We start from the raw sequence: 13,409 nt of genomic DNA on the forward strand, positions 1-13,409 counted from the left end.
TTACGAGAATTTATAAGATCGGAATGTTCGTTTCCGGCCATTGACTTATCGCAGCGTGGCGGACGCCGCCGGTGCCGTCCGGGAACCTCCGTCCGTAGACGGCATTACCCGTCAATGAGCGATAAAAATTCGAGTTTGCGTAGGTCCCTCGACCCGTTGCCGCACAGTTCTGCGGAGCCGGCGCATTGGGTCGAAATTTTCGCCGAACGGGCGGCCGAAGATCTCAAACGCATCTTGCAGGACGACATGGATTGGACGACCTCCATTCCGATCCTCGAGCGATTGAACCGCCTTTATGAGATCGAGGAAGCGCGCCGCCGTCACGACGATCCCCACGATGATCGGCATGCGCCCTATCGCCTAGCGTCCTGAAGGTATTGCCCCGGAACAAACGATCGCCGGGAGGCGTTGGCGTTCCAAATCGTTTTGGTTTCGGGAGGAACGGCATGGCCAGTTCAGAGACTTCGGAAAACGTAAGATCAGCTTCCCACGATTTAACCGATAAAGCGGTGGACGCCGGTATGCGCGCCATGGATTCGCTCGAACGGACCGCGGCCAATCTACAGGATACGGGCGAACGGCTCGCGTCGAAGGGCGTCGAGCTTGGCGATGGTATGCAGAAAGTCGCGAAAAATTTTTCGAACGCAGTCGATAAATCCGTCGCGGAGCAACCATTGACGACGCTCGGCATGGCTGTCGCCGCAGGTTTCATTCTTGGCGCCATTTGGAAAGCCTAAGCTCGGAGCGCGTCTATGTTTGCAAGCCTGTTCGAGAGAGCTGAGGCCAGCGTTGACAATGCGATTGCCGATCTTGGCAATCGGATTTTGATTACCATTCCGTTCATCGTCGCGCTTGGCTTTGGCGCGGCGAGCTTGTCGATCTACGTCAACCGGACGTACGGCGCGGAGATTGGCAATCTCATCGTTGCCGCAGCTTTCGTTGTTCTCGGCGGCATCATTGCGATTGTCGTCAAACTCCGCAGCTCGTCGCCGCTTATGGACGAGGAGCCGGAGGCGGCAGCAAGCGAAGAACCGGTCGACGCCACCAAATCGTTTTTCGATAACGAACAGCTGATGGGCATTGTCTCTACGGCCGCACCTATCCTGCTGCCCGCGTTGCTCAGGACCGCAACAAAGAATTGGCCGCTGGTTCTGGCGGTCGCCGCTGGACTTTATGTTTTCAGCTTTTCCGACGGCGGTGACCGATCTCAGCAGCAGCCGCAATCCTCGTGATCTTTTAACCAGAGAGAGTGATTTCAAGATGACGTATGCACACGATACGCCGGATGAAAATGCAAACGACGAAACTGCAAACACGGAAGACGGCGGTCTGAACAAACCGGCTGTTGCGCTTATCGCGGCCGGCGCGATCGGCTTCGCTGTCGGCGCAGTAATCTGGCAATACCGGCGCACGCATCCCCAGAAGTTTGCGTCTTTCGATCGGGCCGTGGATATGGCTCGCTCGGGCGCTGTCGATACCGTCCAGAAATTACGCGCTCGTCTGCGTGAGGAAGGCTATTCGCCGGCGCAGATCGAGGGGCGCGCGAAGAGATATATTTCGGATCTCATCGATGCCGCGCAGCGGCGCTTCTAAACAATCATAAGGAGTTACTCAGGCCGGGAGCTTTTTGCCCGGCCTTTTTCCGATAGCGTCCGAAAGGTAATCGACCATCGCGCCTCAGGCAGCGCGTCGATGCTGTGCTCCCACTCGTACCGTGCTTCGCCGGACAGCAGATAGATCGAACGAGGCGCGAGCGGTACGGTATTTCGCCGAAAGCCTTTTTCGAGCCGCTGCCGAAAACGCATCGGCGCAGGCGATCCAAGCGAAATCCCGATGACCTCCTCGAAGACCGGGCGATCGCGGTGCCAACCGATCTCCGCGCCGGCGTCGTAACGGATCAGAAGCGCCTGTTCCAGACGGCTGGCGGCCAGCCCGGCGAACTGCGCGGCGCGTTCGCGTACCGGCGTGAGAAATTCTGGCAGTGGCCGCGTGGGGCCGAACCTGCCCGTTTCAAAATCGTAGCTCCAGCCGAAGGTCGCCGTGAGGCGCTTGCCGGTCCACTGCTGAAAGCGAAATGGCGCGAGGTCCTCGGCATCGATGTGGCGAATGAGATTGCTCTCTTCTTCCTCGGACAGAAAGTCGTCGCGATAGCGAAGTCCCGGCAAGGTGTGCGGGCCAAACAAATCAGGCTGAGAAATGCAATCGGAAGGCATGATGGGCAAATTGGGTGCTCGCGCGTAGAGATGCAATGCACCGCTGCTCATCCCGCTCGTTTGGGAGAAAATCGCGCCAGACGTAGAGAGGGAACACCCCGGCGCGGGGGAAGCCGGGGTGTTCGGGTCGGCCACGATTTGGGGGACGGCGCGGGGGAACGCCAACCGTGGCATGAGCAACGACGCTCTCAGGGCTCCCGGGTTCCGAGAGCCAAGCAAATTTTTTGGACTATTTCCCGGTGGTGACGCGCCAGCGGAGCGCGGCAATTCCAAAAAGGACACCCCGGACGAGCGAGGGCTGCTGCCGGGGTGTAGATCTCACCAAAATTTGCCAATGATGGGAGACGGTACGGAACGTCCGCTTGTGAGCGATTCGAGGCAAGCCGGAGGCGGAATTTATCAACAGCATACAGAATGTGCGCATCAAGACGATGGCTGGAAAACATCGTCCCCAGCTCCGACTTTGCTTGGCGTCAGGGGCGCCAACTCAGCTGCCGCTTCGATTCGATGATGTCCGTCAGCCGATCAACGACGTCCCGATGATAACTGGCGCAGGCGGTAATGTCGTCGATCGCCGCCTTTTTCGCGGTCTCGTTCTGGTCGCTCATTCTGACGATCATCGCCTCGATCGCGAGAAGATCGACGAGTTCGCTGTGATAACGAACCGCGCTTTCAACAGTGTATGCATCAATCGCACGCTGATAGGTTATGCGAATGGCCCGCTGCGTCAGCTCGTACCCCATTGGATGTAATGCCATGAATGACCCCCATCATCGAAACAGATACGCGCGAGCGGCGAATTTGTTTCGCAACGCGGAACAATTTTTTGATTATGCAGCGGACGCACAACTAACCGTTACCGCATCCCCAAATATGGCTGCAATGAGCCTATCGGCTTCGCGTTCGCCGTGGTCTGCGGCAAAGAACAGGCGCTGCACCATGGTGGGAATGGAGAGTTCGATTTCGCGCTCTGCGGCTTCGCGCACGGCGCGATCCAAGACGGCATAAAAACGCGACAACTCTTCGGCCGAATATCCGTGTGTCCTCATCGGGAACATCCCTCGAAGCAGGCAGCCCCCTGCCCACGCCGACAGAGAACGTAGTGACCGAAACGGCGGTTCCCAGTACCCGTGCTGCTATATTTTTCGAATACGCCGCATGAAATGCATGTTTTCTTAAGAAAATACGAGGCCAGCGGCGCGTCAGTTGATCATTCCGACGACGGCTGCGCTCATCATGGTCGCGAGCGTGCCGGAAAGGATGGAGCGCGCACCGAGCGAAATGATGTCGTTTTTCCGCTCGGGCGCCATCGTCGTCATGCCGCCAACAAGAATTCCAAGACTGCCAAAATTGGCGAAGCCGCAAAGCGCATAGGTCATCATCAGGCGCGTGCGCGGGCTCAGAGCGTCTGGCGGCAACTTCGAGAGGTTGAGATAGGCGACGAATTCGTTCAGCACGGTCTTCGTGCCCATCAGTAGAGATGCCGTCGAAAGGTCCGCGACGGGGATGCCGATCAGCCAGAGCAGCGGCCAGAACGCATAGGCAAACAACTGCTGCAACGTAAGTGGCGTGCCGGAATACGGCAGTAGGCCAAGCGCAAGGTTCACAAGGCTGACGAGAGCGACGAGCACGATCAGCATGGCGATGATCGTCGCGACGATGCCGATACCGTCGATCGTTCCGCGGACGATCGCTTCCATCGTGCTGTGCGGCGGATCCGACAGCGAAAGCTCGCTCGCTTCCTTTGGATCCGGAACGAAGGGAACCATCAATGCCGCGATGGCGAGAGCAGCCGGCGTGCTGATAATCGAGGCAATCAGAATCTGACCGAGCGAGTCCGGGATGACGGAGCCCAGCAACGCCGCGTAGATGACCATCATGGTCCCGGCAATGCCAGCCATGCCGCAACTCATCAGCGCGAAAAGCTCACCGCGCGACATCGTCTTGAGGTAGGGCCGCACGAGCAGCGGGGCTTCCACCATTCCGACGAAAATATGCACCGCGCCGCCAAGCGCGAGTGCGCCACCGATCCCAAGGGTTCGGCGCAACGCGAATGCGAGCGCGCCGACGATACGCTGCAGAATGCCCCAATACAGCAGCACCGAAGCGATGGCGCTGATCACCAGAACAAGCGGAAAGGCGCGAAACGCCAGTACAAAGCTCGCTTCCGGATGCGTTTCAACGAAAGGCGTGGCGCCGCCGCCGAGATAGCCGAAAACCAATGCCGTTCCCGTGTCGGTCGCTTGCTGAAGCGCCGTGACGCCGTCATTCAGCAGCAGGAATGCTTTCGTTGCCGGCGGGAATTTGGTGAAAAGAAACGCCAAAGCGATCTGCAAGGCGACCCCGGCGATGACGACACGCAGCGGCACCCGCCAACGGTTCTCGCTGAAAATCCATGCGATCAGCAACAGGCCCGCAAGCCCGCAAACGCCGTGCAGCACGTTCATTTCGGCACTTCCCCCTCATGCCCATCCTGCCAAGCAATTTAGCGGGGCGCGGGAGCGGCGTCCCGCGTTGCTTTGGCGCTGCGATGGTGTTGCCTGCCGGCTGACGGACTATGGAGAATTGCCCTAGATCGAGCGGGCGACGCGCCGACGGAACTGCCTACGGCTCATTCGCCCACGCTCCGCGGCTCCCATGCAATGATCGAAATGGGGAAGTGGAACCGTATGCCGGTCGGGCTGTGCCAGGCTGCAACGCCAATATGATCCTTGCCCGACGCGATGTCTGCATCGAACATCGTGGTAAGTGCAGGCATATCGGATGCTTCAGTCAGTGTGTCGAGCTGAGCTTCGAGACGATAGGCATCGATGACAACTTCGCCAAGCCCAGCCTCCCTGCCGATTTCACGGAGTTGATCCAAGGTCAATGCACTTGCGTGAGAGGGATCACGCAGCCGCTCCATTTCGTCGTAGGCAAACTGCGTTTCTGGTGAAGGTGTCGCGTCGATGACAATGATGCGTCCGTTGGGACGGCATACGCGCTTCATTTCCGCGAGCGCGGCAGCAGGTTCGGGCATGTGATGAAAGCTGTAACGCGTCGTCACTCGATCAAAGCTGCCTGTCTCGAAGGGCAGTGCAGCCGCATCACCGATATGCCATTCGAGATTTTGCAGCCCGGCCTTCATCTGCCGCGCCCGCGCCTGCTCGATCATGGCGGCCGTTATGTCGATGCCGGTTACGGTGCGCACATGGGGTGCCAAGGCGCAGGCAAGAATGCCCGGGCCGCAAGCGACGTCGAGAACGTCCAATTCCGACTTCAAGGCACAAGCCTCAAGCGTACGCGTCATCGCTCCGCTCTCGGCGTGAATGGGAAGCTCAGAAAACGGCTTCGCCCAGCGGGTGAACTGGTCGACGATACGTTGGTTATGGCTGGCGGTGCTCATATCATCCTCTCTGTTCGAACAGGATGATAGCCACGAGCGATCGGACCGGCTAACGATCACCGGCCAGATAAGAGCGAAAATCGGCCATGCAGACTCTCAATGCCCTTGAAACCCGAAACGCCCTTCACGCCTATGGTCTCGACAGGCCGTCCGGCGTCGGCTTTGCTTTCGTCGATGCGGCGCGCGACGTTCTCTACGATTGGCACGCACACGACTATCATCAATTAATCTACGCGGCGGGCGGTCCTGCGCAGATTGAGACGGGACGCGGGCGTCATATCCTTCCGCAAGGCCGCGCGGCATGGATTCCCGCAGAAACCCTGCATCGCTCCATGGTTACGGGTGGCGTTGCCTCCCTGTATTTTTCGCCGGATGCCATCGAAGACGAGACGCGGCATGTGCGAATTTTGATCGGGAGCCGCTTGATGCAGGGAATGATCTTGCATGCGGTTCGTTGGCCGCTCGGCGCCAGCGAGAGCGATCCGCTGGCTGACAGCTTCTTACGCACATTAGCGCTGCTGTGCGGTGAATGGCTGGAAAGCGAACTTCCGCTGTTCTTGCCCAGCGCTCAACATCCATCTATCCGCCGCGCTATGGACTATGCCTTGGCTGATCTCAGCACTGTTTCGCTATCGAAGGCCGTAGCAATCGCCGCGCAGTCGGAACGCACTTTTCGTCGATCGTTCGCGCGAGAAACCAGCATGACTTGGCAAGCTTGGCTTGCGCAGGCGCGAATTCAGATGGCCATGGGGCTTTTGATTCGCGGACGACGGGTGAGCGATGTCGCGATCGAAGTCGGTTATTCGTCGCTGAGCGCTTTTGCAAAGGCGTTTGGGCAAATTGCTGGCGAAGGGCCTGCTCAGTTTCGCCAACGTTACCTTGAGAAGGCCGATTAAGTTCCCGGATGCAGAAGAAGGAACCCCTGCAACGGCTCATATGAGACTTTATTCCGGATGATTACGGATTGTTCGCGCTGAGCACTCCAAGCCGCAGGATGGGTGGCAAATGCGGCACGCTTTCCAATTTTCTTTCCGTATAACCCGGCATGCGTCAGCCCGGTTCTGTCGCCGAGAGCAAAGCTCATCTAGTTTCGTGAACGGGATAAACTAATTTTGGAGGGGCAAATGCGTTCTTTGAAACTCGGCTTGGCCGCCGCGGTGGCCTTCAGCGCACTTTCGGCAACAGCCCAGGCTGGTAATTGCGTCAAGGTCGGAGCGGTCGGCGAAGCTATGACTCACGATATCGCCTACCTCTTCTCGACGCACGGGCTTGCAAATGTCATCTATGGGCAAGGCCGCGTGGGCAAGGGCCCGGTCCACACGAAATGCGATGATGGCTCTGGCATGACGACATGTCATTCCTCGCAGATCGCATGCAAAGTGACGACGCCCAAGGCCTGCTTAGGCGCTTGGCTGTGCTCCCCGCTGTGACGCCGCTGCTTAGCGCAAACGAAGAATAGCGTGGCATTGGAAGACGGAGTCGATCCGTTTTAGGGATGCTTCGTCGACTGGGTCGAAAGATGGTTGCAGGCCAGCGATGACATTCATCGCGTTGGGCCTCGCTGTTTTCGACCCAGAGCGACGCCAACAGATTTTGCCGGGCAGGATTGCTCATTCGTTATCGGACGTGCTGCTGGGCGATTTCGAGGAATTGACGATCAGCGAGATAGCCGGACAGCTGAGCGAGCCACCGGCAATCACCAAAAAGCTGCCTGTAACCGGTTGAATTGCTGTTTGGCAGGAGCTGAGACGCGGACGATGTGCGTTTAGCTTTTTGTCGCCCGAGCCGCAACCAAAAGCCCTGCAAGCGCCACGATCGCAAAGAATGCTCCCGCCAGGAACGTCGCTTGTGGCCCGACGCCCTCCCATAGCCCTCCGGCAAGCACGCTGGCAGCGAGAAGGGCGATGCCGGTCGTGAGGTTGAACATCCCGTAAGCCGTACCACGCAGTTCTGGTGGCGCGGTGTCGGCGACCAACGTCGCCAGCAATCCCTGAGTCACACCCATATGCAAGCCCCACAGCACAATCCCAAGCGCTGCCGTAGCGATCGTAGAGGAAAACGCCAGCACTCCGTCGGCCAGAATGAGCAGACCCAGCCCCGCGATGAGGATGGTCTCGCGATCAAACCGGTCTGACAGCACGCCAGCCGGATAGGCGGCAAGCGCGTAGACGACATTCATCAGCACAAGCACGCCAGGAACCAGCGCAATGGGCAGGCCCACGGCCTGGGCTTTGAGAATGAGAAACGCCTCGCTGAATCGGGCGAGAGTGAAAGCCGTCGCAATCGCTACAACTCGCCAAAAAGCAGGTCCGAGGCGTGCGATTTCCGCACGGCTTAAAGGGGATTTGACGACACGCACATCGGCCGGGCGCTTAGGCTCATGTACGGCGAAGAGAATGAGTCCCAGAGCGAGAAATGCCGGAAGGACAGCCACCCAGAACACGGTCGTGAATCTGTCGGCGGTGAGCCACATCAAGGCAATAGCAATAGCCGGACCGACAAATGCCCCGACCGTATCGAGCGATTGGCGCAAACCGAAGCTCGCGCCACGCAACTCCGGCGGCGCAAGATCGGCGACGAGCGCATCACGCGGCGCACCCCGGATGCCTTTGCCGACGCGGTCGATGAAGCGCGCGACAACGAGCCATCCGACGTCTGGCGCCAGAGGAAAGATCGGCTTGGTCAAGGCGGCCAGGCCGTAACCCAGTGCGGCCAATTCCTTGCGTCGGCCGAGCCAGTCGGACAGAGCGCCCGAGAAGATCTTGGTGATCGCAGCTGTCGCTTCAGCGATACCCTCGATTACGCCGACCGTCAGCGTGGAAGCGCCGAGCACGGTAACCAGATAGATCGGCAGCAATGCGTGGATCATCTCCGACGAGATGTCCATCAGCATGGAGACAAAGCCTAGAGCCCAAATGCTGGCTGGAATCTCTTTGAGGCGCGAGGCTATGGCTGCCATTTCAGATGTGTCGGCTTTCATTGTGCGCGAAGTCGCGCTGGCAATTTACCCTGAGGGTTGGCTACGAAACGAGCGCTGCATTCTCGAAGCTGTTCCATCGGCTCTAAGGCTTGTCGCCCCGCCGCTATCGCGCAATGCGGCGTAAGACCGACAGCTAAAGCTAAATGGGTGCAACGGCGGTATGAGGTCCGCAACTGTACGAAAGCGGTCGTCGGCGCGGGCTGAAATGCATCCGCTTCGTCGGATAAAGAAGGTTGAATGACATTCCCGCTTTTCTCGGCGGGACAAAAGCCGAATAAAATTCAGTGAATTCAATGCGCTTTTTTCCGCACTGGCGCTCCCTACGGGAGTCGAACCCGTCTTTTCAGATTGAAAATCTGACGTCCTAACCGATAGACGAAGGGAGCGTCCGTCGGCAACAAGGGGCACCGTATAAGCGGCTTTGGGCGCCTTTGGCAAGCCGCCGCCGCCCCTATTTCCTGCGACAGGATGGGCCACATCGAAAAGCGCCGCGATTTCCTACTGGCGGCGGGGATCGGCGGCGTCTTCGATCTGCATTTCAATGCGTTCGCGGCCGCCCCAGGTGTCCTTGCGCAGGTGGCCTGCGACATGGAGGGGCATACCGCCCGCCGACAGCAGAAGGTCGCCCAGCGGCTGGCCTACGGCGCGGAATGCGACGCCGTCGACGCGCGAGCCGTCGCCGCCTTCGAGTATGACGCGGACGTGGGCGTCGGCAATGATCTTGCCGAACTTCACGCGGTGGGCGGGAAGCGCGAAACGTGCTTCGGCATTGCCTTGGCCGAAGGGGCTGACACGCTCGATCAGGTCCATAAGGTCGGACGTGGCGCCGGAGGCAACGAGCGAGGCGTCGATATCGAGATGCGCGATGTCGCCCACACCTTGTGCTGCCGCGCCAAGGTGGCTTTGCAGAAAGGCTTCGAGCAACGCAAGGCTGTCGCGGCTGACCGTCAGACCGGCCGCCATGGCGTGTCCACCGCCCTTCGCCAGATGGCCTGCGGTCACAGCGGCACGCACGGCTGCACCAAGATCGATGCCGGGAACGGAGCGCAGCGAGCCGGTACCCATCGCCGTGGCATCCCAGGCTATGACGCAGGCCGGACGACGAAAGCGTTCGACCAGACGGCTCGCGACAAGTCCGACCACGCCCTTGTGCCAAGCATCAGAACCGACAACAAGGATCGCGCGATCGGGGTTATCCGTCACCTGCCGGTCGGCGATCGCCATCGCCTCTTCGAGCACGGCCGTCTCGATATCCTTGCGTTCCTTGTTGAGCCGATGAAGCGTTTCGGCGATGCGTTGCGCTTCCGTTGGATCGGACGACGAGAGCAGCGTCGCGCCAAGTGCGGCATTACCGATGCGTCCGCCGGCGTTGATGCGCGGTCCGAGGATGAATCCCAAGTGGTAGGGCGTCGGCGCGACGGAGAGACCGGCGGCGTCGGAAAGCGCGGTCAAGCCGACGTTCTCGCGCGCCCGCATGACCGCGAGGCCCTTTTTCACATACGCGCGATTGAGGCCGACGAGCGGCACCACGTCGGCGACGGTCGCCAGCGCGACCATATCGAGAAGCGCCAGCAGATCGGGCTCGCGTGCCCCGCTGTAATGGCCGCGGCGGCGGAGTTCGCGCGTTGTCGCGACGAGAACGAGAAAGACGACACCCGCGGCGCAGAGCATCCCCTGCCCTGAAATGTCGTCCTGACGGTTTGGATTGACCAGCGCCGTCACGTCCGGCAGGCGCTCGTCAGCCTGGTGGTGGTCGATGACGACGACATCGGCGCCGAGTTTGCGCGCGGCAGCCAGCGGCTCATAGCTGGTCGTGCCGCAGTCGACCGTGACGATGAGCTTGGCGCCCTCGTTGACGAGACCTTCGATGGCGGCGACGTTCGGACCGTAGCCTTCGAACAATCGGTCCGGGATATAAATGCGCGCAGGCGTGTCGTGGAATTCGAGAAAGCGTTTCACCAGCGCCGAAGAGCAAGCGCCATCGACGTCGTAGTCACCGAAGATCGCGACGTTCTGTTTGGCCTGCACGGCGTCGGCAAGGCGCGCGGCGGCCCTGTCCATATCCCGCAGCGTACTCGGATCGGGCATCAGAGCTTTCAGCGTCGGATCAAGGAATGTCGGCACTGCATCCAAGCCGACGCCGCGCGCGGCGAGCACGCGTCCGATCAGATCGGGCAAGCCGTGGCGCTGGCTGATCGCGGTCGCGATTTGCTTCTGATGCTCAGGAAGACGCTCACGCCACGCAAAACCGCGGGCGCTTTTGGTCACTCCGAGAAACGAACGCTCGGCCGTGCCGGCGTCCTGTTCAACTGTCGCGAGATTTGGGCGCAATCGTTTCCCCGCCGTTTCGTGTGATCGGCCTCAATCGCTTCAGGTTGTAGGTCGATTCGGGCCGTGAGGCGGCATCCGCTCGCGTTGTCTCCACAAGGAGATATGAGTCCGGCGAGCGGATGGCCTGCGAGATCAGACGAAACGCGAGCCGACGTTGCGCACCCGCGACTTGATGCGGCGGACGGTGCCCGTCTTCGAGCGCATGACGACGGTTTCCGTTTCCGCGAAGTCGCCGCGAATGTGCACGCCCTTCAGCAACGAACCGTCAGTGACGCCGGTTGCGGAAAAGACGACGTCGGCGGAAGCCATATCTTCGAGACAGAACTTCCGCTTGATGTCGGAAATGCCCATCTTCTCGGCACGGATGCGCTCTTCGTCTTTCATCGGCATCAGACGGCCCTGGATCTGGCCACCGATGCAGCGGAGCGCTGCCGCCGCGAGGACGCCTTCCGGCGCGCCACCCGACCCCATGTAAATGTCGATGCCGGTTTCCTTCGGGTCCGTCGTCCAGATGACGCCCGCGATGTCGCCGTCCGGAATGAGCTGCACGCCTGCACCGGCTTCGCGCACGGCGCGGATCAGGTCGGCGTGGCGCGGACGGTCGAGAATGCAAGCCATGATCTCGTGGATCGGCACGCCTTTCGCCTTGGCAAGGGCGTTGAGATTGTCAGCAGGCGTTGCATCGAGATCGACGACGCCATTCGGGTAACCCGGACCAACTGCAATCTTGTTCATGTACATGTCAGGGGCATGCAGCAGGCCGCCCTTCTCCGAGATCGCGAGAACAGCGAGCGCGTTCGGCATGGCCTTAGCGCAGATCGTCGTGCCTTCGAGCGGATCGACGGCGATATCGACTTCGGGCCCTTCACCGGTGCCGACTTTCTCGCCGATGTACAGCATCGGCGCTTCGTCCATCTCGCCTTCGCCGATGACGACCGTGCCGCGGATTTCGACGCGGCCGAGTTCACGGCGCATGGCGTCAACCGCAGCCTTGTCGGCAGCTTTCTCGTTGCCGCGTCCGACCAGATGAGCGGCGGCAATGGCGGCAGCTTCCGTCACGCGCGCCAGTTCGAGCACCAAAATTCGATCGAGACCCGGCCCGTGCGTGCCGTTTGCTTGTTCAGCCCTGCTCATGATCCATGTCCTTCCGCGGTGCCCAAGGTTTCGTTCAAAGCTCTTCGATGCGTATCATTTGCGGGCGCTCGGTGACGATGCCATCTTTCTCGATGGTTTCGAGCGCCTTACGCACGGCCTGTTCGGTGGTTTCGTGCGTGATGATGATAACCGGCTGATCCTTGTTCGTCGGCGCGCGACCGCCGATGCGGGGCGCATGCAGCGTCTGCGGCCGGTGCTGGACGATGCTTTCCAGCGAAATCTGCTGATCGCCCATGCTTTTCGCGACAGCGGCCATGGCGCCGGGCTTATCGTAAAGCGCCAGGCGCACGTAATAAGAGCCGTAATGCTGATCGAGCTTGGCGCGCTTGTGCGCTTTGAGCTTGGCGGTCGGCGTCACGAACGGCGGAACGATCAGGCCGCGCGCAATATCGAGAATATCGCCGGCGACGGCCGACGCGGTCGGCTTGGCACCGGCGCCCGGTCCGACGAGCAGAATGTTGCCGGAGAAATCGCCATCGATCGCGACGGCGTTCGTCACACCGGAAACTTCGGCGATGGCGGAATCCTTGTAGACCAGCGCGGGCGAAACACGTGCCTCGATGCCGGTCTCCGTTTCCGTCGCAACGCCCAGCAGCTTGATGCGATAGCCGAGGCTGTCGCTGGCCTCGATGTCAGCCTGGGTGATCGATTGAATGCCTTCGACGTGGATCTGCTCGAAGGCGACGCGGGTGCCGAAGGCGAGGCTCGTCAGCAGCGCAAGCTTATGCGCGGCATCGAAGCCACCAATGTCGAATGTCGGATCGGCTTCGGCGTAGCCCAGTTCCTGCGCTTCCTTCAGCACGTCGTCGAAGGCGCGGTTCTCCGACTGCATCTTGGAGAGGATGTAATTGCAGGTGCCGTTCAGAATGCCGTAAACGCGCTTGACGCGGTTGGCGCCCAAAGCTTCGCGCAGCGTCTTGATGACGGGAATGCCGCCCGCGACGGCAGCCTCGAAGTTCAGCGCGACGCCGTTCTTCTCGGCCAAGCGGGCCAATTCGACACCGTGCTTTGCGAGCAGCGCCTTGTTGGCAGTGACGACGTGCTTCTTGGCATTGAGCGCTGCCTCAACGGCAGCCTTGGCAATACCGTCCTCGCCGCCGATCAACTCGACGAACACGGCGTTCGACGGGTGCACAGCAAGCGCGACCGGATCATCGAACCATTCGACATTATCGACGGCGATGCCGCGTTCTTTCTTGCGGTTGCGGGCTGAAATGCCGGTGACGCGGATCTCGCGACCGACGATGTTTGCGAAATGCGGACCGTTCGCCTGCAGCAGGCCAAGCAAACCGCCGCCAACCGTGCCTAGTCCGGCAATACCAAGGGTGAGAGGTTCCATGCTGTC

At 60.3% G+C, this 13,409-nt stretch carries 16 protein-coding genes and 1 tRNA gene; 7 read left to right on the forward strand and 10 right to left on the reverse strand.

Features of this window, described 5'->3' with window-relative positions:
• The first annotated feature begins 114 nt into the window (after positions 1-114).
• From HYP802_RS0114520 to HYP802_RS0114535, 4 genes are all read left to right on the forward strand, one after another.
• Positions 115-372 (forward strand): hypothetical protein, encoded by a 258-nt coding sequence (locus HYP802_RS0114520; protein ID WP_013948099.1) that lies wholly within the window; start codon positions 115-117, stop codon positions 370-372.
• A gap of 149 nt (positions 373-521) precedes the next feature.
• On the forward strand, positions 522-737 hold the full coding sequence (locus tag HYP802_RS0114525; protein ID WP_245261500.1) for a hypothetical protein: 216 nt from the start codon (positions 522-524) through the stop codon (positions 735-737).
• Positions 738-752: 15 nt separating this feature from the next.
• Positions 753-1,232, forward strand: a complete 480-nt coding sequence (locus HYP802_RS0114530) for a hypothetical protein (protein WP_013948101.1) — start codon at positions 753-755, stop codon at positions 1,230-1,232.
• 28 nt (positions 1,233-1,260) lie between these two features.
• Positions 1,261-1,593 (forward strand): hypothetical protein, encoded by a 333-nt coding sequence (locus tag HYP802_RS0114535; protein WP_013948102.1) that lies wholly within the window; start codon positions 1,261-1,263, stop codon positions 1,591-1,593.
• Positions 1,594-1,607: 14 nt separating this feature from the next.
• Here the strand turns inward: HYP802_RS0114535 and HYP802_RS22420 are convergent, their stop codons facing one another.
• The 5 genes from HYP802_RS22420 to HYP802_RS0114560 form a co-directional block, all read right to left on the reverse strand.
• Positions 1,608-2,387, reverse strand: a complete 780-nt coding sequence (locus HYP802_RS22420) for an alpha-ketoglutarate-dependent dioxygenase AlkB (protein ID WP_013948103.1) — start codon at positions 2,385-2,387, stop codon at positions 1,608-1,610.
• Positions 2,388-2,686: 299 nt separating this feature from the next.
• Positions 2,687-2,971: a hypothetical protein gene (locus tag HYP802_RS0114545; RefSeq protein ID WP_013948105.1), complete on the reverse strand. Its 285-nt coding sequence runs from the start codon at positions 2,969-2,971 to the stop codon at positions 2,687-2,689.
• Between the two features lie 72 nt (positions 2,972-3,043).
• Positions 3,044-3,262 carry a hypothetical protein gene (locus tag HYP802_RS22425; RefSeq protein ID WP_013948106.1) on the reverse strand — a complete coding sequence of 73 codons (219 nt, stop codon included), beginning with the start codon at positions 3,260-3,262 and terminating at the stop codon, positions 3,044-3,046.
• 153 nt (positions 3,263-3,415) lie between these two features.
• Positions 3,416-4,660 carry a nucleoside transporter C-terminal domain-containing protein gene (locus HYP802_RS0114555; RefSeq protein WP_013948107.1) on the reverse strand — a complete coding sequence of 415 codons (1,245 nt, stop codon included), beginning with the start codon at positions 4,658-4,660 and terminating at the stop codon, positions 3,416-3,418.
• A gap of 164 nt (positions 4,661-4,824) precedes the next feature.
• Positions 4,825-5,598 carry a class I SAM-dependent methyltransferase gene (locus HYP802_RS0114560; protein ID WP_024276040.1) on the reverse strand — a complete coding sequence of 258 codons (774 nt, stop codon included), beginning with the start codon at positions 5,596-5,598 and terminating at the stop codon, positions 4,825-4,827.
• Positions 5,599-5,684: 86 nt separating this feature from the next.
• Here HYP802_RS0114560 and HYP802_RS0114565 point away from each other — a divergent pair, with 86 nt between their 5' ends.
• The 3 genes from HYP802_RS0114565 (at position 5,685) to HYP802_RS0114575 (ending at position 7,323) form a co-directional block, all read left to right on the forward strand.
• Complete coding sequence (locus tag HYP802_RS0114565) at positions 5,685-6,494, forward strand: helix-turn-helix domain-containing protein (RefSeq protein ID WP_024276041.1); 810 nt, start codon at positions 5,685-5,687, stop codon at positions 6,492-6,494.
• 228 nt (positions 6,495-6,722) lie between these two features.
• On the forward strand, positions 6,723-7,028 hold the full coding sequence (locus tag HYP802_RS0114570) for a hypothetical protein (protein WP_013948111.1): 306 nt from the start codon (positions 6,723-6,725) through the stop codon (positions 7,026-7,028).
• A 106-nt stretch (positions 7,029-7,134) separates the two neighbouring features.
• Positions 7,135-7,323, forward strand: a complete 189-nt coding sequence (locus HYP802_RS0114575) for a hypothetical protein (protein WP_024276042.1) — start codon at positions 7,135-7,137, stop codon at positions 7,321-7,323.
• A gap of 40 nt (positions 7,324-7,363) precedes the next feature.
• Here the strand turns inward: HYP802_RS0114575 and HYP802_RS0114580 are convergent, their stop codons facing one another.
• From HYP802_RS0114580 to HYP802_RS0114600, 5 genes are all read right to left on the reverse strand, one after another.
• Positions 7,364-8,557 (reverse strand): MFS transporter, encoded by a 1,194-nt coding sequence (locus tag HYP802_RS0114580; protein WP_024276043.1) that lies wholly within the window; start codon positions 8,555-8,557, stop codon positions 7,364-7,366.
• 332 nt (positions 8,558-8,889) lie between these two features.
• Positions 8,890-8,964: transfer RNA gene (locus tag HYP802_RS0114585), tRNA-Glu, on the reverse strand.
• A gap of 112 nt (positions 8,965-9,076) precedes the next feature.
• Positions 9,077-10,909 carry a single-stranded-DNA-specific exonuclease RecJ gene (gene recJ, locus HYP802_RS0114590; RefSeq protein ID WP_024276044.1) on the reverse strand — a complete coding sequence of 611 codons (1,833 nt, stop codon included), beginning with the start codon at positions 10,907-10,909 and terminating at the stop codon, positions 9,077-9,079.
• A gap of 132 nt (positions 10,910-11,041) precedes the next feature.
• Positions 11,042-12,043, reverse strand: coding sequence for a class II fructose-bisphosphatase (gene glpX / locus HYP802_RS0114595; protein WP_013948115.1), 1,002 nt, complete (start codon positions 12,041-12,043; stop codon positions 11,042-11,044).
• Positions 12,044-12,077: 34 nt separating this feature from the next.
• Positions 12,078-13,403, reverse strand: coding sequence for a homoserine dehydrogenase (locus HYP802_RS0114600; RefSeq protein WP_024276045.1), 1,326 nt, complete (start codon positions 13,401-13,403; stop codon positions 12,078-12,080).
• Positions 13,404-13,409 lie beyond the last annotated feature (6 nt).

It is taken from the genome of Hyphomicrobium sp. 802 (assembly GCF_000526135.1).
Lineage (GTDB): Bacteria > Pseudomonadota > Alphaproteobacteria > Rhizobiales > Hyphomicrobiaceae > Hyphomicrobium_B.